This window comes from Sphingopyxis indica (assembly GCF_032879645.1).
Lineage (GTDB): Bacteria > Pseudomonadota > Alphaproteobacteria > Sphingomonadales > Sphingomonadaceae > Sphingopyxis > Sphingopyxis indica.
This window is the reverse complement of the sequence record NZ_CP076394.1, coordinates 3,630,156-3,647,963: the sequence shown is the minus strand read 5'-3', so window position 1 is coordinate 3,647,963 and position 17,808 is coordinate 3,630,156. Positions and strand designations below refer to the sequence as shown.

The 17,808-nt window shown below is 67.1% G+C and carries 15 protein-coding genes; 4 read left to right on the top strand and 11 right to left on the bottom strand.

Going from position 1 to position 17,808, the window contains the following annotated elements:
- Positions 1-132: 132 nt before the first annotated feature.
- Complete coding sequence (locus KNJ79_RS17170) at positions 133-2,304, bottom strand: TonB-dependent receptor (protein ID WP_317151994.1); 2,172 nt, start codon at positions 2,302-2,304, stop codon at positions 133-135.
- Between the two features lie 262 nt (positions 2,305-2,566).
- On the opposite strand from KNJ79_RS17170, the gene KNJ79_RS17165 reads away from it, so the two are divergent.
- Positions 2,567-4,876, top strand: a complete 2,310-nt coding sequence (locus KNJ79_RS17165; protein WP_317151993.1) for a patatin-like protein — start codon at positions 2,567-2,569, stop codon at positions 4,874-4,876.
- Between the two features lie 253 nt (positions 4,877-5,129).
- On the opposite strand, the gene dnaJ is transcribed toward KNJ79_RS17165, so the two are convergent.
- On the bottom strand, positions 5,130-6,257 hold the full coding sequence (dnaJ, locus tag KNJ79_RS17160; protein ID WP_089215376.1) for a molecular chaperone DnaJ: 1,128 nt from the start codon (positions 6,255-6,257) through the stop codon (positions 5,130-5,132).
- Between the two features lie 152 nt (positions 6,258-6,409).
- A complete protein-coding gene (gene dnaK / locus KNJ79_RS17155; protein ID WP_317151992.1) occupies positions 6,410-8,314 on the bottom strand; it encodes a molecular chaperone DnaK in 1,905 nt (634 codons plus the stop codon).
- A 165-nt stretch (positions 8,315-8,479) separates the two neighbouring features.
- Between dnaK and KNJ79_RS17150 the strand changes: the two genes are divergently transcribed.
- The 3 genes from KNJ79_RS17150 (at position 8,480) to KNJ79_RS17140 (ending at position 11,087) form a co-directional block, all read left to right on the top strand.
- Positions 8,480-9,022 carry a copper chaperone PCu(A)C gene (locus KNJ79_RS17150; RefSeq protein ID WP_317151991.1) on the top strand — a complete coding sequence of 181 codons (543 nt, stop codon included), beginning with the start codon at positions 8,480-8,482 and terminating at the stop codon, positions 9,020-9,022.
- A 6-nt stretch (positions 9,023-9,028) separates the two neighbouring features.
- A complete protein-coding gene (locus KNJ79_RS17145; RefSeq protein ID WP_317151990.1) occupies positions 9,029-9,511 on the top strand; it encodes a vgr related protein in 483 nt (160 codons plus the stop codon).
- Between the two features lie 220 nt (positions 9,512-9,731).
- Positions 9,732-11,087 (top strand): DNA recombination protein RmuC, encoded by a 1,356-nt coding sequence (locus KNJ79_RS17140; protein ID WP_317151989.1) that lies wholly within the window; start codon positions 9,732-9,734, stop codon positions 11,085-11,087.
- Positions 11,088-11,214: 127 nt separating this feature from the next.
- On the opposite strand, the gene KNJ79_RS17135 is transcribed toward KNJ79_RS17140, so the two are convergent.
- The 8 genes from KNJ79_RS17135 to KNJ79_RS17100 form a co-directional block, all read right to left on the bottom strand.
- Positions 11,215-11,913 carry an META domain-containing protein gene (locus KNJ79_RS17135; RefSeq protein WP_317151988.1) on the bottom strand — a complete coding sequence of 233 codons (699 nt, stop codon included), beginning with the start codon at positions 11,911-11,913 and terminating at the stop codon, positions 11,215-11,217.
- A gap of 167 nt (positions 11,914-12,080) precedes the next feature.
- Positions 12,081-12,896: a TrmH family RNA methyltransferase gene (locus tag KNJ79_RS17130; RefSeq protein ID WP_317151987.1), complete on the bottom strand. Its 816-nt coding sequence runs from the start codon at positions 12,894-12,896 to the stop codon at positions 12,081-12,083.
- Positions 12,897-12,900: 4 nt separating this feature from the next.
- Entirely contained in the window at positions 12,901-13,179 is a 279-nt protein-coding gene (locus KNJ79_RS17125) for an HPr family phosphocarrier protein (protein ID WP_089215384.1), read from the bottom strand.
- Positions 13,176-13,580, bottom strand: a complete 405-nt coding sequence (locus tag KNJ79_RS17120; RefSeq protein ID WP_317153943.1) for a PTS sugar transporter subunit IIA — start codon at positions 13,578-13,580, stop codon at positions 13,176-13,178. The genes KNJ79_RS17125 and KNJ79_RS17120 overlap by 4 nt, the downstream gene beginning before the upstream one ends.
- 38 nt (positions 13,581-13,618) lie before the next feature.
- The gene (gene rapZ, locus KNJ79_RS17115) at positions 13,619-14,557 is read right to left on the bottom strand and encodes an RNase adapter RapZ (protein ID WP_317151986.1); all 939 of its coding nucleotides are present in this window, start codon (positions 14,555-14,557) and stop codon (positions 13,619-13,621) included.
- Entirely contained in the window at positions 14,554-15,000 is a 447-nt protein-coding gene (locus tag KNJ79_RS17110; protein ID WP_089215386.1) for an HPr kinase/phosphorylase, read from the bottom strand. The genes rapZ and KNJ79_RS17110 overlap by 4 nt, the downstream gene beginning before the upstream one ends.
- A gap of 240 nt (positions 15,001-15,240) precedes the next feature.
- Positions 15,241-16,830: a sensor histidine kinase gene (locus KNJ79_RS17105; RefSeq protein ID WP_317151985.1), complete on the bottom strand. Its 1,590-nt coding sequence runs from the start codon at positions 16,828-16,830 to the stop codon at positions 15,241-15,243.
- The gene (locus KNJ79_RS17100; protein WP_317151984.1) at positions 16,823-17,533 is read right to left on the bottom strand and encodes a response regulator transcription factor; all 711 of its coding nucleotides are present in this window, start codon (positions 17,531-17,533) and stop codon (positions 16,823-16,825) included. The genes KNJ79_RS17105 and KNJ79_RS17100 overlap by 8 nt, the downstream gene beginning before the upstream one ends.
- Positions 17,534-17,808 lie beyond the last annotated feature (275 nt).

Genomic DNA, 17,808 nt, shown 5'->3' with positions numbered 1-17,808 from the left:
GGCGCTTCAGTCCAAAACGATCGTCATTGCGAGCGCCGAAGGCGCGCGGCAGTCCAGAGCTGCGCAAGGCCGCCCTGGATTGCTTCCCCCGGCTTTCGCCGGGGTCGCAATGACGAAAAAGCCAGGCCATCGTTAGAACCGATAATCCCAGCCGAGCGTGAAGGTGCGTCCGCGGCCCGCGAAGTTGAAGAAATCGTCGGTCGGCCGCTGGGTGTCGCTCGCGTAGCTGATATATTGCTTGTCGAACAGATTCTGCACCGACAGGCTGACCCCGCCGAGGCTCGTCTGATAGCGGATGAAGGCGTCGGTCAGATTATAGCCTTCGAAATCGTTGCGCGGGTCGCGGACGAGACCGCGGAAGCTGCGCGCCAGATAGAATTGCGTCTGGATGCGCGCCGACACCGGGCCGTTCGCATAGGCGGCGGCGAGGTTGAGCCGGTCGGGCGAGATGTTCGCGCCGTCGAGGTCGGTATCGACCACATCGTCGCCGTCGGTGTCCGACCGCCCCTTGATATGGGCATAGCCCGTCGACAGCGTCAGCCCGTCGATCGGCATGCGGACGGCAAGGTTGATTTCCAGCCCCTCGATCTCGACGCGCTCGCGCACCACGGTGAAGATGCCGTCGCTGCCGGCGCGCAGTCGCTGGCCGTTCTTGCTTGTCGACCAGAAATAGCTCGCGCTGGCATCGAGCGGGCCGCGCTTCACCTCGACGCCGATTTCGCGGTTGTTCGAGACGATCGGCGAGATGTCGAGGAAGTCGTCGACATCGACGCCGGTGTCGGCGACCGCGCGGGTGATGCGGCCGACGTCGGGAACGGTGTAGCCCTCGGCATAGCTTGCATAGGCGCGGATGCCCGCGAGCGGCTCGACGATCACGCCGCCGTTGAGGAGCAGGTCGTCGAAACTCGGGCTGCCGCCCGCGACATCGACGCCGCCATAGGTCGCGGGGTCGCTGCCGTCATAGGTGGTCGCGGCGAGCGTGTGATAATCGGCGATGCTGATCTTCACATTTTCATAGCGCGCGCCGCCGGCGAGGCGGACGAGGCCGCCCGCGAGTTCGAGGTTCGCCTGGCCGAAGGGGGCGAGGCTGCGGAAATCGGTCGGCGGCACCCAGGCGCGGTCGGTCGCGATCAGCCGCTGTTCGGTCGAATCCCACAGCGCGTCGAAACCTGCGATCAAGGTCAAAGCCTCGAAGCCGGGGACCGCGCGCTCATAGCTGATCTTGCCGCCATATTTGCGGCTGCGGTTCTGCGACTGGTCGAACAGCGTGCCGACGGGCGCGATCGCGGGGTCCTGAAAGCTCGCGATCGGGTTGGGCTCGCCGCCGAACGTGTCGCGGCTGCGGTTCCAGAAAATCTGGCTGACGAAATTGCCGCCGCCAAGGTCGCTGTCGGTCAGCGACAGCGCGACGCTTTCGGTGCGTCCCTGTGCAGGCGCTCCGGGCGGGGTGCCGCGCTCGGCGCTCGTCGGCAGGCCGGCGTCCTTGTCGCCGGCGACCGCGGCATAATCGCCGTCGCCCTTGAGTTCGAAGCGGCTCGCGATCAGGTCGAGCCGCATCGTGTCGGTGACCGCATAGCCGAAGCGTCCGAAGAGCGAGAGGGTCTCCGAATCCTGCGTCTCGCCCTGCGTCAGATTGATGCCGACCGGACGGCCCTCGCCGTCGAAAAAGACCCCGCGGCGCTCCCATGCGGCACCGACGCTCGCGTCGAAGCGTCCCGCCTTATACTGGACGAGCCCCGCGACCTTGCCGCCCATGCCGGCGCGCGAGAAGTCGTTGTCGGCGGTCGCCTGGAGCAAGGTGCGGCCCGACAGCCCCTCCTCGGCCGGCGCGCCGACGGTCACCTGGTTGACGATGCCGCCGGTGCCGCCGATGCCTTGCAGCGCGTTCGACCCGAAGATCACCTCGACCCGGTCGATGAAGAAGCCGTCGATCGTGAAGCCGTCGCGGCTGCCGTCGCGCAGCGGGGTCGATTGCGGAATGCCGTTGATCGCATAGAGCGGCGAGCGGCCGCGCAGCGTCTCGCCCGCGCCCGACAATTTCTGCCGCGTCGGCGAGAAGCTGGGGGTGAGCGTCGCGACCGCGTCGGTGACCGAACCCGAAATCGCGAGCTGCTGGTCGAGCGCCTCCTTGCCGATCACGTCGATGGTGAGCGGCAGCGCATTCGCCGGCAGGATCGAGCGCGCCGCGGTGACGACGATCGTATCTTCGCCGTCGGGCGCGGCGTTCGCGTTGCCCGGCTGGCCGAGCGCTGGGGTGGAAAGAGCGGTGCCGAGCAGCATCGCGACGGCAAACTTGCGAATCATTCTTATCTCCCTGTTCGCGAGCGCCGCTAATGAGAGCGATTTGCAGATGCAAGGGAAAAGACCGCCATCTCCCCTTCAGGGGAGAGGATATGGAGGCTTGGCGCGTAGCGCCTGGCCGGAGTCGGAGAGGGGAGCAGCGCTGGCGGCCATCCCCCTCTCCAAGCTTCGCTAGCTCCTGACGGAGCAAGCTGCGCTATCCTCTCCCCTGAAGGAGAGAGGGCGAGGGTGGCATCGCCACGAGCGACACGCTATCACGCCTGCCATGCGCGAAAAGGAACTGCGGTTCGCCCTGATTTGCTACGGCGGCATCAGCCTTGCCGTCTATATGCACGGAATCACCAAGGAGATCTGGCGCCTCGCGGCGGCATCGCGCGCGTGGCACGACGGCAGCGCGATCGACGGGTCGGGCGCCATCTATCGCAAGCTGCTCGCGGCGATCGAGGCGAAGAGCGGGTTGCGGCTGCGCGTGCTCGCCGACATCGTCGCGGGGGCGAGCGCGGGGGGCATCAACGCGATCTTCCTCGCGCGCGCGCTCGCGACCGGCCAGTCGCTCGATCCGCTGACCGACCTGTGGCTCGAGGATGCCGACGTCGACTATCTGCTCGACCCCGATGCCCGCCCGATCTCGGCGGCGACCAAATTCTGGGCGGTGCCGATCGCCGGCTGGGCGATGAAACGGCGCGGCAATGTGATCGACCGGACCGTCGCGGGTCCGGCGCAGGACGAGGTGCGCGCGAAGCTGTCGCGCTTCGTGCGCGCGCGCTGGTTCGAACCGCCCTTCGGCGGCGAGACCTTTTCGGAGCTGATTCTCGACGCCTTCGATGCGATGGACCGCGGGCCGCGCGGGCCGGTGCTCGTCCCCGCGGGGCAGCCGGTCGATCTGTTCGTGTCGGTCACCGATTTCGCCGGCCACAGCATGCCGCTGTCGCTCCACAGCCCGCCGCGCGTGACCGAGCAGGAGCATCGGCTGATCCTGCATTTCCGGCAGGACGGGCGCGCGGGCAAGGGGCTGGACGACATGCCCGCGCTGGCGGTCGCGGCGCGCGCGACCGCGAGCTTTCCGGGCGCCTTTCCGCCCTTCACCCTGCGCGAGATCGACCGCGTGCTTGAAAAGCGCAAGATCGACTGGCCCGGCCGCGCCGATTTCATCCGCGTGCAATTGCCCGCGGGCGAAGAGGCCGATCCCGCCGACCGCGTGCTGATCGACGGATCGGTGCTCGCCAACGCGCCCTTCCGCCCCGCGATCGCGGCGCTCAAGCAGCGGCCGGCGCGGCGCGAGATCGACCGGCGCTTCGTCTATATCGACCCCAAGCCCGATTATCGGTCGATCAGTTTCGCACCATCCGGCGAACCGGTCGAGGGCGATGCGGCGCCGCTGCCCGGCTTTCTGACCACGATCCTCGGCGCGCTCTCCGAAATCCCGCGCGAACAGCCGATCCGCGAGAATGTCGAGGCGATCGAGGCGATGTCGCGGCGTATCCGCCGGATGCAGCATATCGTCGACGCGATGAAGGTCGAGGTCGAGGAACAGGTCGCGGCGCTGTTCGGCTCCACCTTCTTCCTCGACACCCCGACCCCGGCGCGGCTCGACCGCTGGCGCGCGAAGGCGCAGAGCGAGGCGGCGTCGCGCGCGGGTTTCGCCTATCCGCCCTATGGCCATTTGAAGCTCTCGGCGATCGTCGAGGAGATTGCGGCGCTGATCGACCGCCTCGCGCCGCCCGAAGGCGCGATCCACCGCGAGCATCGCCGGGCCTTGCTGTGGGACGAAGTGCGCGCGCGCGGGCTCGACCGGATTTCGGGCAAGAAGGGCGCGGGAGCGAGCCGCGATGCGATCGCTTTTTTCCGCACCCACGACCTGACCTTTCGTATCCGCCGCCTGCGCTTTCTCGCGCGCGAACTCGATGCGGTCGAGGCGACGCGCGACGCGCGCGACGCCGATTGCGAGGCGATGCGCGGGGCGATCTTCGCAGCGCTCGGCCTCTATCTCGAACGCGAGGGCGACAGCTGGCTCGGCGATCTCGACGTCGCCGTCGATGCGGGAGTCGGCGCGTGGATCGACGCGATCGCCGAGCGGCGCGACCTGCCCGCAGTCGATCGCGAGGGCGACGGACTGCTCGCCGTGGGGCTTGCCGGCCTCCCCAAGGACGACCGGCGGCAGCTGCTGCTCGCCTATCTCGGCTATCCCTTCTACGACATCGCGACCCTGCCGCTGTTGCAGGGCGAGGGATATGACGAGTTCGACCCGGTCAAGGTCGACCGCATCTCCCCGTCGGACGCGACCGCGATCCGCACCGGCGGCGCGGCGGCGATGCTGAAGGGGATCGAGTTCAACAGCTTCGGCGCCTTTTTCAGCCGCACCTATCGCGAGAATGACTATCTGTGGGGCCGCCTCCACGGCGCCGACCGGCTGGTCGACATCGTCGCGTCGAGCGTCACGGGCGAGGGGGCGCTTGTCAAGGAGGAGCTGGCGGCGATCAAGCGGCAGGCGTTCCACGCGATCCTCGACGAGGAGGAGGGGCGGCTGCCGAAGGTGCAGGCGCTGATCGCGGAGATCAGGGGGGAGATTGGCTGATCACAGAAGCCCCTCCTCTTCAGAGGAGGGGTTGGGGTGGTGGCGCGCGACAGCGCGCGAGACTTCAAACACCACCCCGCTGCGACTAGAGTGCGTTCGGTTTTGATGGAATCAAAACCGGCACTCTAGATTCTTGTTTTGCCGTGATTTCCGAGCCGTGAAATGTTCCATTTCACTCGAAATCACTCTAGGTCCGGCTGCGCCGAACCAAGTCTCGCTGCCCCTCCTCTGAAGAGGAGGGGCGGGTTCAGGATCAATCGGTCAGATCGTCCCACATATCCTTGATGCGGCCGAAGAAGCCCTGGCTCGCGGGGCATTCCTCGCCGGTCTCGGTCTCGCGGAATTCGGCGAGCAATTCCTTCTGGCGTGCAGTGAGTCTGGTCGGCGTCTCGACGTCGATCTGGATGACGAGGTCGCCGTGGCCGCGGCCGTTGAGCACCGGCATACCCGCGCCGCGCTGGCGCAGCTGCTTGCCCGACTGGATGCCGGCGGGGATGCTGATCTCGTGGCGCGTTCCATCGAGCCCCGGAATCGTGATGCAGCCGCCCAGCGCGGCGGTGGTGAAGCTGATCGGCGCGCGGGTGAACAGGGTCGTGCCCTCGCGCTCGAAGACCCGGTGCCGCGCCATGTGGAGGAAGATGTAAAGGTCGCCCGGCGCCGCGCCGCGCGCGCCGCTCTCGCCCTCGCCCGACAGGCGGATGCGCGTGCCCTCGTCGACCCCCGGCGGGATGGTGACGGTCAGCGTCTTGCGCCGGTCGACGCGGCCTTCGCCGAGGCAGGTGGGGCAGGGGTCGGCGATCACCTCGCCCGCGCCCTGGCAGGCGGGGCAGGTGCGCTCGACCATGAAGAAACCCTGCTGCGCGCGCACCTTGCCCATGCCGCCGCAGGTGGTGCAGCGGTGGGTCTGCGTGCCGGGCCTGGCCCCCGATCCGTCGCACGCGTCGCAGCGCGCGGCGACATCGACCTCGATCTCGCGCGTGCAGCCGGCAAAGGCGTCCTCGAGCCGGATTTCCATGTCGTAGCGCAGGTCGGCGCCGCGCGCCGGACCGCGCTGCTGGCGCCCGCCGCCGAACGCCGAGCCGAAGATCGATTCGAAGATATCGCCGATGTCGCCGAAATCGGCGTTGCCGCCGAAACCGTTCGCGCCGCCATTCTGGAACGCCGCCTTGCCGAACCGGTCATAGGCCGCGCGCTTCTGCGGGTCCCTCAGGCAGTCATAGGCCTCGTTGATCGCCTTGAAGCGCGCCTCGCTGTCGCCGCATCCCGGATTCTTGTCGGGATGATATTGCATCGCGAGCTTGCGATAGGCGGCCTTCAGCGCCTTGTCGTCGGCGGTGCGTTCGACTTCCAGCAGTTCATAATAGTCGATGTCGAGACTCATGGCTCGTTCACGCCCCCGAGGGTGTAACCCTTCGAGACGGGCCTTCGCCTTCGCTCAGTCCCTCCTCAGGGCGAACGGATGGAAAAACACCGTTCGCCCTGAGGAGCCATTGAGCTTGTCGAAATGGCGTCTCGAAGGGCATTCCCTTCGTCTTACTTCTTGTCGTCTTCGACTTCGGAGAATTCGGCATCGACGACATCTTCGTCGGCCTTGCTCTCGCCGGCCCCGGCTTCGGGCGAAGCCGCGGCCTGCTGTTCCTTTTCGTAGATCGCCTGGCCAAGCTTCATCGCGACCTGCGCGAGCGCCTGGGCCTTTTCGGTCATCGCAGCGGGATCGCCGCCCTCGACCGCACTTTTGGCTTCGCCGAGCGCCGCCTCGATCTCCGACTTCAGGCCCGCGTCGACCTTGTCGCCATGCTCTTCGAGCTGGCGCTCGGTGGTGTGGATCAGGCTTTCGGCGTTGTTCTTCGCCTCGGCCGCCTCACGCCGCTTCTTGTCCTCGTCGGCGAATTTCTCCGCGTCCTTGACCATCGCGTCGATGTCGGCGTCGGAGAGGCCGCCCGAAGCCTGGATCTTGATCTGCTGCTCCTTGCCGGTGCCCTTGTCCTTGGCGTGGACCGACACGATGCCGTTGGCGTCGATGTCGAAGGTCACCTCGATCTGCGGCACGCCGCGCGGCGCCGGCGGGATGCCGACGAGGTCGAACTGGCCGAGCATCTTGTTGTCGGCCGCCATTTCGCGCTCGCCCTGAAAGACGCGGATCGTCACCGCCGACTGATTGTCGTCGGCGGTCGAATAGACCTGGCTCTTCTTGGTCGGGATCGTCGTGTTGCGGTCGATCATGCGCGTGAAGACACCGCCCAGCGTCTCGATGCCGAGGCTCAGCGGGGTGACGTCGAGCAGCAGCACGTCCTTGACGTCGCCCTGCAGCACGCCGGCCTGGATCGCGGCGCCGATCGCGACGACCTCGTCGGGGTTGACGCCGGTGTGCGGTTCCTTGCCGAAGAAATCCTTCACGACCTCGCGCACGCGCGGCATACGGGTCATGCCGCCGACCAGCACGACTTCGTCGATGTCGGCCGCGCTGACGCCGGCGTCCTTGATCGCCTTCTTGCACGGCTCGAGCGTGCGCTTGATGAGGTCTTCGACAAGGCGTTCGAGGTCGGCGCGCGTGATCGTCTTGACGAGGTGCTTCGGCCCGTTGGCGTCGGCGGTGATGAAGGGCAGGTTGACCTCGGTCGTCGCGGCCGACGACAGCTCGATCTTCGCCTTTTCGGCGGCTTCCTTCAGCCGCTGCAGCGCGAGCTTGTCGTTGCGCAGGTCGATGCCTTCGTCCTTCTTGAACGCATCGGCGAGATATTCGACGATCTTGCTGTCGAAATCCTCGCCGCCGAGGAAGGTGTCGCCGTTGGTCGACTTCACCTCGAACACGCCGTCGCCAACCTCGAGGATCGAAATGTCGAAGGTGCCGCCGCCGAGGTCATAGACCGCGATCGTCTTGTTCTCCGACTTGTCGAGGCCATAGGCGAGCGCTGCCGCGGTCGGCTCGTTGATGATGCGCAGCACTTCGAGGCCGGCGATCTTGCCGGCGTCCTTGGTCGCCTGACGCTGCGCGTCGTTGAAATAGGCGGGGACGGTGATGACGGCCTGCTCGACCTTTTCGCCCAGATAGGCTTCGGCGGTTTCCTTCATCTTCTGAAGGATGAAGGCGCTGATCTGCGACGGCGAATAATCCTCGCCGCCCGCCTTGACCCACGCGTCGCCGTTGGCGCCCTTGACGATGGTATAGGGGACGAGTTCCATGTCCTTCTTGGTCATGGGATCGTCGAAGCGGCGGCCGATCAGGCGCTTCACCGCGAAAATCGTGTTCTCGGGATTGGTGACCGCCTGCCGCTTCGCCGGCTGGCCGATCAGCCGCTCGCCGTCCTTGGCGAAGGCGACGATCGACGGCGTCGTGCGCGTGCCCTCGACATTTTCGATAACCTTGGGCTTACCGCCCTCCATGACCGCGACACAGCTGTTGGTGGTGCCGAGGTCGATCCCGATGACTTTGGCCATAGTGTAAACGTCCTTGTTGCTTCGTCGGCGCCCTGAAAAGGCACGCCTGTCCATGGGTCCCCATAAGGGTTTCTGGGGGCGATATAGGTGCGCCGATGCTTGGCACAAGCCCTTCGAACGCTTATCTGTAGCGGGAAATTTCGAGCCTTTCGGGAGAGTCCTGCCATGAAGCCCTTTGCAATCGCCGCCCTTGCCGTCGCCACGCTCGGCCTTTCGGCCTGCGGCGAGAATATGGGCGAGGGGCCGGTCCTCCACGTCGCAAGCGGCTATATCGAGATGGGGGCGACCCCCGACCGGCCGGCGGCAGGCTATTTCACCATCGAGGGCGGACCGCGCGACGTCGATCTCGTCGCGGTGACCGCCGACCTCGCGCAGCGCGTCGAAATGCACGAAAGCGTGCGCGAAAACGGCGTGATGACCATGAAGCCGCTCACCAGCGCGCCCGTGCCCGCGAAGGGCAAGCTCGAGTTCAAGCCCGGCGGCAGGCATCTGATGATCTGGAACATCAACGGCGCCGCGGTGCGTGCGGGCAAGCTGCCGATGATCTTCGTCTTTTCGAACAACAATAATGAACGCATCATCTTCGACATGACGATCAAGGGCGCGTCGAGCGCGGCGAGCGCCGATGCTCCGGCGATGGACCATGGCGCGATGGAGATGGGCAACGAGAGCGCGGACAAGGGCGCGACGGACGCGGCGAAGAAATAGGCGGGCATGGCGCGGCCTTCGCGACCGCTCACCGCCGGCGAGATCGCGCTCGCGCGCTCGGTCTTCGGCGACGCGATTGCCTATGACCGGGTGCGCGTGCGCCATCATAAATGGATATTCTTTCAGCCGCGCCGCGTCGTGATGGCGCCGATGGGCGCGCTCCATTTCCACCCGCACGGCAACCTCTATTGCGACGATTTCAGCACCGCATCGCAGGCGATGCAGGGGCTGTTCGTCCACGAAATGACGCATGTGTGGCAGGCGCAGACGCGCGGCCGCTGGTATCTGGTGCTGATGCGGCATCCCTTTGCGACCTATAGCTACAGTCTGAAACCCGGGTGGCGGCTCGAACGCTATGGCCTCGAGCAACAGGCGGAGATCGTGCGGCATTACTGGCTGCTCACCCAGGGCGTGACGATCGGCGGCGCGCCGGGGGTCGAGGCGTATCGCGCGGTGCTGCCGTTCTGGGGCTGTGGGGTGGGTGGATGATAGCTTTCTGGCGTTACCAGCCGTCGCCCCAGCGAAAGCTGGGGCCGCTATCGGCCTGTTCTTCCGGCGCTGCGACCAGAGGATGGCGGCCCCAGCTTTCGCTGGGGCGACGATTCATGGTTGGGAAACTATGTCCGCTCACCATTCCAAAGCCGCCATTCCGATCTCCCCGCCAATTAAGCCCTAGCCAACTCCTCAGCGTTCGTCCTATGTTCCGCGGATGGATATGGTCTCGCTGCTCGTCGCCGTCGTCGCTCTCTTGCTCGGTGCCTTGATCGGCTGGCTGTTCGCCGGCCGGCAGGCGGGCGGGCTCAGGGCCGAGCGCGACGGGCTTGCCGAGCGGTTCAGGGCGGCGGTGACCGACCTTGCCGCCGAGGCCGAGGCGCGCAAGGCGGCCGAGCTGCAACTCTCCGCGCTCGGTGCCGAGCAAAGGGCGCGCGATGCGGCGCACGAGGCGCAGATCACGCAATTGAAGGACGCGCAGGCGGCGCTCACCGCGCAGTTTCGCGAGGTCGGGCAGGCGATGCTCGACAAGGCGCAGCAGGATTTCCTGACCCGCGCCGCCGACCGCTTCAAGCAGAGCGAGGAAAGCGCGGGCGCGAATCTGAAGGCACTGCTCCAGCCGGTGCATGAGCGGCTCGCCAGATATGAGGAGGCGGTGGGCAAGGTCGAGGCCGAACGCCGCGACGCCTTCGGGATGCTCTCGGGCCAGATCGCCGCGATGCGCGAGGGCACCGAGCGTGTGTCGAGCGAGGCCGCAAAGCTCGTCAACGCGCTGCGCAATGCGCCCAAGGCGCGCGGGCGCTGGGGCGAGCAGCAACTGCGCAACGTGCTCGAAAGCTGCGGCCTGTCCGAACATGCCGATTTCCAAACCGAGGTCAGCGTCGCGGACGGCGACGGCGGACGGCTGCGCCCCGACGTCGTGGTGAAAGTCCCCGGCGGGCAGAGCCTGGTGATCGACGCCAAGGTCTCGCTCAATGCCTATCAGGATGCCTTCGGCGCCGTCGACGAGGCCGAGAAGGCGGCGCATCTCGCCGCGCACGCGGCGGCGATGAAGGCGCATGTCAACGCGCTCGGCGCCAAAAGCTATTGGAACCAGTTCGACGACACCCCCGACTATGTCGTGATGTTCGTCCCCGGCGAGCATTTTCTCGCCGCGGCGCTCGACCACGACGCCAGCCTCTGGGACCATGCGTTCGAGCGCAAGGTGCTGCTCGCGACGCCGACCAACCTCATCGCGATCGCGCGCACCGTCGCGGCGGTGTGGCGGCAGGAAAAGCTCGCGGGGCAGGCGCGCGAGATCGCGGCGCTCGGCAAGGAGCTTTATGCGCGCATGGCGACGATGGGGTCGCATATCGCGCGCGTCGGCAAGAATCTCGATTCTGCGACGGGGGCCTACAATGCCTTCGTCGGCAGCTTCGAAAGCCAGGTGCTGACGCAGGCCAAACGCTTCGAGGCGCTCGACGTCGAGACCGGCGGCAAGGAGATCGCCTCGCTGCCGGTAGCCGAACAGGCGGCGCGCCCGCTCGCGAAGCTGTCGGCGGCGCCGAGCGCGGTGAACGACGGCGGGGAATAGCGGACCTTCTTGAACTCCTGTGTGCTCCCGCGAAGGCGGGAGCCCATCTCCGGCCGGCTCTATGTTGATTTGTCAGGAGATGGGTCCCCGCCTTCGCGGGGACACACTGATCCAAAGGCCATCATGTTCAGATCGCCCGCTTGAGCACCGCAGTCTGTCCGTCCGCGCCGGTCAGCAGCAGCGTGCCGTCGGACGGAAATTCGATCCGCACCGGGCTTTCCATCAATTTGAAGAAGGCGCTTTCCTGCGCCATCGCGGCGCCCGCGCACGCCATCCTGGTCGTCATCAGCGGACCGGCGGTAAGGGTGGTGCCGTCGCTCGACCAGCTGCCCGAAAAGCGGTTGCACCCCGCGCTGCCGCTCAGCCTGTCGGCGGCGAAGCTCAGCGAGGTCGGGCGGTCGGCCGCGACGCGCGTGCCGCCGATCGACTCGAAGGTCCAGTCGGTGCCCGCGAGTTGATCCGGCGCGAGGATCGCGCCGCCGCAGCCTTTCACCGTCTTGCCGTCGGCGGTGACGGTCACCGTGTCGCGGTAGCGGCGGTCGCTCATCCCGTCGCTGCATTCGGCGTGCGTGACGTCGACGGTGAGCCGGTCGGTGACATAGCGTTCGCCGCCCGCACTCGGGCGGGCGCCCGGGTTGGGCTGAAGAATCTTCGTATCGCCATAGTCGCCGTTATAATTGAGCAGGCCCGACGTGATCTCGAGCGTCCAACCGGGTTCGGTGCCGATCGCCATATAGGATGCGGGCTTGTCGCCCGGCGCCTGCGGCGGGACGGCGGTGCAGGCGGCAAGCGCCGGCAGGGCAAGCAGGGGCAGGAAACGGGTCATCGCGGGCTTCTCCTCCTTTCGTCACCCCGGACTCGATCCGGGGTCCACCATGGACGCAAAGCGGTGCAAATGGATGCCGGATCAAGTCCGGCATGACGAACTAACGATGTCGGCCCTTATTGCATCGACATTCGGGGCCGGCCAGATGTCAGCACGCCGAACCCCCGCTATCGGTTCCGCCGCTGGTTCAATACCTCATAGGCCATCACCGCGCCCGCGACCGCGGCGTTCAGGCTGTCGGCCTTGCCCATCATCGGCATCTTCACCCGCACGTCGGCAGCGGCGGCATAGGCTTCGGGCAGCCCCTGCGATTCATTGCCGACGAGAATGAAGGTCGGCGCCGCATAGCGCACCGCCTGATAATCCTGCGTATCGTCCCCCAGCCAGGTCGCGACGAGCTGCCCCGGTCCGCCGCGCAGCCACGGCAGGAAGTCGTCCCAGCGCGCCTGCACCAGCCTTTGCGTGAAGATCGCCCCCATGCTCGCGCGCACCGCCTCTACTCCATAGGGGTCGGTCGATTCGTCGAGCAGAATCAGCCCGCCCGCGCCGACCGCGTCGCCGGTGCGCAGCATCGTGCCGAGATTGCCGGGGTCGCGCAGCCGCTCGGCGACGAGCCAGATGGGGGCCGCGCTCCGGTCGAGGTCGGCGAGCGTGGTGCGCGGCTCGGCATAGATGCCGACGATCGTCTGCGGATTGTCCTTTCCCGACAGTTTTGCGAGGATCGCGGGCGTGGTGTCGATCACTTCGCCGCCGCTTGCCAGCGTCGCGTTGACGAGCGCCTTGGCGAGCGGATGCGCCGCGCCTTCGTCGGCGAGAAACAGCCATTGCGGCAGGACGCCCGCCTCGCGCGCCTCGGTCGCGATGCGCAGCCCTTCGGCAAGGAACAGCCCCTCGGCGCGCCGGTGCCGTTTTTCGCGCAAGCCGCGCATCCGCTTGACCAGCGGGTTCGATACGCTTTCGATGCGGCTGCGACGGCCGGACATGACGTCAATCCTCGCCGAAGCTGTCCTTGACCAGCCCGACCAGTTTGAGCAGCGCGGCGTCGGCGCCGTCGCCCTTCGTATGGATGGTGATGCTGTCGCCCTTCGCGGCGCCGAGCATCATCAGCCCCATGATCGAGGTGCCCGCTACACGGCTGCCGTTGCGCTCGACCTCGACCGAGACGCTTTCGGGCAGGCGGCTGACGAAGGTGACGAATTTGGCGCTGGCGCGCGCGTGAAGACCGCGCTGATTGGTAATCTCGACGGTCTCCGACAATTCGCTCAAAGGCCCACTCCCAGCATTTCCGACGCGACCGATATATATTTCTGGCCCGCCTCGCGCGCCGCGATCACCGCGGGGCGCAGTTCCATCGTTTTGCGCGCACTTTCGAGCCGGATCAACATCGGAAGATTGACCCCGGCGATCACCTCGGTCCGCCCGGCTTCGAGCAGGCTGATCGCAAGGTTCGACGGGGTGCCGCCGAACAGGTCGGTCAGCATGATCACGCCGCGCCCTTCGTCGACGTCGCGGATCGCGTCGGCGATTTCCTGCCGCCGCATCTCCATATTGTCGTTGGGACCGATGCACACGGTCGCGACCGCGCGCTGGGGGCCGACGACATGTTCCATCGCGGTCACCATCTCTTCGGCGAGTCGGCCGTGGGTGACGAGAACCAATCCAAGCAGCGGCAATGCTTTATCGCTGGGCATGCAGTCGAGGACCCTTATTTTTTTCCGCCTGGCGCGGGAGAAGCGGGCGGGGGCTTGCCCTCAAGCCCATCTTGCGGGGCCGAGTCAAGGTTGCGGTGGCCGACGGTGGGGGTGTGGCCCGCCGCGCGCAGCGTCCTGGCGACACGCTCGGCGACATGCACCGAGCGATGGCGCCCGCCGGTGCAGCCGAAGGCGATGGTGACATAGCTTTTCCCCTCGGCGCGGTATCGGGGCAGCAGCGCGAGCAACAGCGCCTCGATCCGCGACACCGTCGCTTCATAGGCCGGATCGGCCGCGATATAAGCCGAAACATCGGCGTCGAGTCCCGTTCCGGGACGCAGCTTCGAATCCCAGTGCGGGTTGCGCAGATAGCGCATGTCGAACACCAGATCGGCGTGGCGCGGCAGCCCGCGCGAATAGCCGAAACTCAATATGTTGAGCGCCGGTTCGTCGCCCCCCGCGTCGGCGAAACGGTGGCGGATTTCCTGTTGCAGGTCGTTGCTCGAATAGTTGGTCGTATCGACGACATGCTCGGCCCAGCGGCGCACCGGCTCCATCATCTCGCGCTCGCGCGCGATGCCGTCGGTCGCCGGACGATCCTCGGCGAGCGGGTGGCGCCGCCGCGTTTCGGAAAAGCGCCGTTCAAGCTCGGCGCCCGCGCAATCGAGGAACAGCGTCTCGATCGCGCGCCCGTCGGCCTCGCGCAGCTGCTTGATCCGCTTGACGAGCAAAGACGGCTTGAAGCCGCGGCTGCGGCTGTCGATGCCGACCGCGATCGGTCGGTTCGCCTCGCTGCGCGGCGCCGGCGCCTCGATCAAGGGTTCGAGCAGCGACAGCGGCAGATTGTCGACGACTTCCCACCCCAGATCCTCGAGCACCTTCAAAACGGTCGACTTTCCCGCGCCCGACAGACCGGTGACGAGCAGCAGGCGCGGCGATGCGGGCGCGGTCATGCGTCCGGCGCCAGTCGTTCGAGCGCGAGCATGATCTTGATCGGCGCCGACGCTTCGAAGGCCGAGAGGAGCAGCGCGGGCAGCGGATGCCCTGCGACCGTTTCGACCTGATTCACCGCAGGCATACGGTCGTAGCGGTCGGTCAGCCGCACCGCGAGCGCGAGCGGCACCGGCGCGGTCCACGGCCGCTCGACGATCCCGATGCCGCGCACCTCGAGCTTGCCGGCGAGATTTTCGGGCGGGCGGCACCACAGGCGGCCGCGTTCGTGCCAGATGTCGCAGCGATCATCGGCGACGAGCCGCGCGCCGCGGTCGATCAGCCGCAGCGCAAGGTCGGACTTGCCCTGCCCCGATTGGCCGAGGATCAGCACCCCGCCATTGCCCGCCGCGACGCAGCTTGCATGGATGTTGACAATCTCGATGGCGGTCCGGCTCGGAAGCATCGCGCAGGCTTAGCTAGGCGCGTGCGGCGCCGCAAGGCGGATGGAGGGTGGGGCGGCTTCCGGGTGGAATTGAGACATTGGCCAACCCCTCCTCTTCAGAGGAGGGGCAGCGAGACTTGGGAGCTTGCTCCCTAGTCGCAGCGGGGTGGTGCTCCTTCACCGGCGTCACCACCCCAACCCCTCCTCTGAAGAGGAGGGGCTTAAGAACGGCCGCTTCCGCCCGAAGGCCGCCGCGCCCCGTCAGCCGCCGGTTCGCCCCTCGTCCGCCGCGGGCAGCGTAATCAGCAGGCTCGCCCCCGGCTTGCCGTCCTCGCGGTCGCCCGCGGCGATCGTTCCGCCATGGCCCTCGACGATCGTCCGCGCGATCGCGAGGCCAAGGCCGCTGTGGCGGCCGAACGCTTCCTCGTCGGGGCGCGCGCTGTGAAAGCGGCGGAAAATCGCTTCGCGCTGCGCCTCCGGGATGCCGGGGCCGTCGTCGTCGACGCGAATATGCACCTCGTCGCCGAGACGCGTCGCGGCGATGCAGACGAGGCCGCCCGCGGGGGAGAAGCTGAGCGCATTGTCGATGACATTGTCGATCGCCCGCTCGAGGCGGTGGCCGTCGCCCATCACCGTCGCGGTGCCCTTGCGCGGGCGCGCGAAGGCGATGCGTGGGTGCGGCGTGTCGGCGTTCGCGCGCGCCGCGCGCGAGGCGAGCATCGATTCGATCATCAAGCCGATGTCGATCGGCTCGAACAGCGTGCGCGACAGCTGCGCGTCGATGCGGCTCGCGTCGCTGATGTCGGTGACGAGCCGGTCGAGCCGGCGAACATCCTCGTCGGCGATGGCGAGCAGCTGCGCGCGCTGTTCGTCGGTCTTGACGCGCCCCAGCCCCTCGATTGCCGAGCGCACCGAGGCGATCGGGTTCTTGAGTTCGTGCGTGACGTCGGCGGCGAAATGCTCGCCGGCGTCGATGCGCTCGCGCAGCGCCTGCGTCATGTCGCTCACCGCGCGTGCGAGCGTGCCGATTTCGTCGCGGCGACTCGGCAGGCGCGGCACGACGACCTCGCGTGCGCGGCCGAGACGGACGCGCACCGCCGCGCGGGCGAGCTTGCGCAGCGGGCGGACGATGGTGCGTGCGAGGAAGAGCGAGAGCAGCACCGAGACGACCAGCACCATCGCGAGCACGACCGCGAGGCGGAAGCGCTCGGCGCGCACGGTGCGGGTGATGTCGCGCGCGTTGAGCGTCATCAGCATCACCTCGGGGGCTTCAAGGTCGACGACACGGGTTGCGCTCAAGAGCGGGGTCCGCTCGGGGGCGAAGCGGAAGCGCGCCGCTTCGCCGCCGCTCTTCATCGCTTCGACCACCTCGGGCCAGGCGGCGGCGCGATCGACCGCGGGTTCTTCGAATTCGGGATAGTTGGGCGCGCCGACGACCCAGTCGATGCCGCGGTCCATCGCCCGCGCGACGTCGCGCTTCCACGGCTGCAGGTCGGGATCGCGCAGCGTATAGGTCGGCGGCGCGTGCGCGAAGCTGTCGTCGATCTTGCGTCCGCTCGCGTCATAGAAGCGCAGCCGCGATTCGGTCGCGCGGGTGAATTCGCCGATCAGCCGCTCGCGCTGGTCGGGGCGCGCCGCCTCGAGCGCGCTGTCGAGCATCGCGAGCTGGTCCTCCATCACCGCGATGCGCGTGTCGACGAGGCGGGTGCGATAGGTGTCGAGGTAGAAGAAGCCGCCTGCGAGCAGCGCGACGGCAAGGATGTTGACCGCAAGGATGCGCGTCGTCAGCGACCAGCGCGCCGACCAGACGAGCGGCGCGTCCTCCTGATCGGGCGGCGTGGTCTCAACCATCGTCCGAAAAGCGGTAGCCTGCGCCATAGAGCGTCGCGATCGCGTCGAAATCGGGATCGACCTCGCGGAACTTGCGGCGCAGGCGCTTGATGTGGCTGTCGATCGTGCGGTCGTCGATATAGACGTCGTCCTGATAGGCGGCGTCCATCAGCTGGTTGCGGCTGCGCACGATGCCGGGGCGCGCCGCGAGCGTTTCGAGGATCAGGAATTCGGTGACGGTCAGCGTGACGTCCTTGCCGTCCCAGCTCACCTTGTGGCGCGCGGGGTCCATCGTCAGCCGCCCGCGCGTGATCGGGTCGGCAACGGGCTCGTCGTCATCGTCGACCGGCCCCTTGTTGAGCTCGACGCGGCGCAGGATCGCGCGGATGCGCGCGATCAGCAGCCGCTGCGAAAAGGGCTTCGAGATATAATCGTCGGCACCCATCGCGAGCCCCAGCGCCTCGTCGATCTCGTCGTCCTTGCTGGTCAGGAAGATCACCGGAAGCTGGCTCTTCTCGCGCAGCCGGCGCAAGAGCTCGAGCCCGTCCATCCGCGGCATCTTGATGTCGAAGACGGCAAGGTCGGGCGGGTTGTCGAGCAGCGGCTTCAGCGCCGCCTCGCCGTCCGAATAGACGCGCGTGACGAAGCCCTCGGCCTGCAGGGCGATCGACAGCGATTGCAGGATGTTGCGGTCGTCGTCGACCAGCGCGATGGTTGCCGTCATGCTCTTTTCGTCGTTAGCGGCCGCGAACGGAAGGCTCAAAGCAGACTCTCGGTTTCCGTTCGCATCGACACGAACGGTCATAAAGGATCGGCTCAAATCCGTCCCGTTCCTAACCCATTGGGTCGAGGTCGACAACCGGGCGTGAAGAGCAAAGGGGCTCGCGACGCTCCGTCGCAAGAGCTGCACGGCTATCCCTTTAATCTTTTGACGCGCTTCGCCTTCCTCGCTAACGCGAAGCCATATTTCGGAATCGGCGGCACCGTCGGCACCCATGC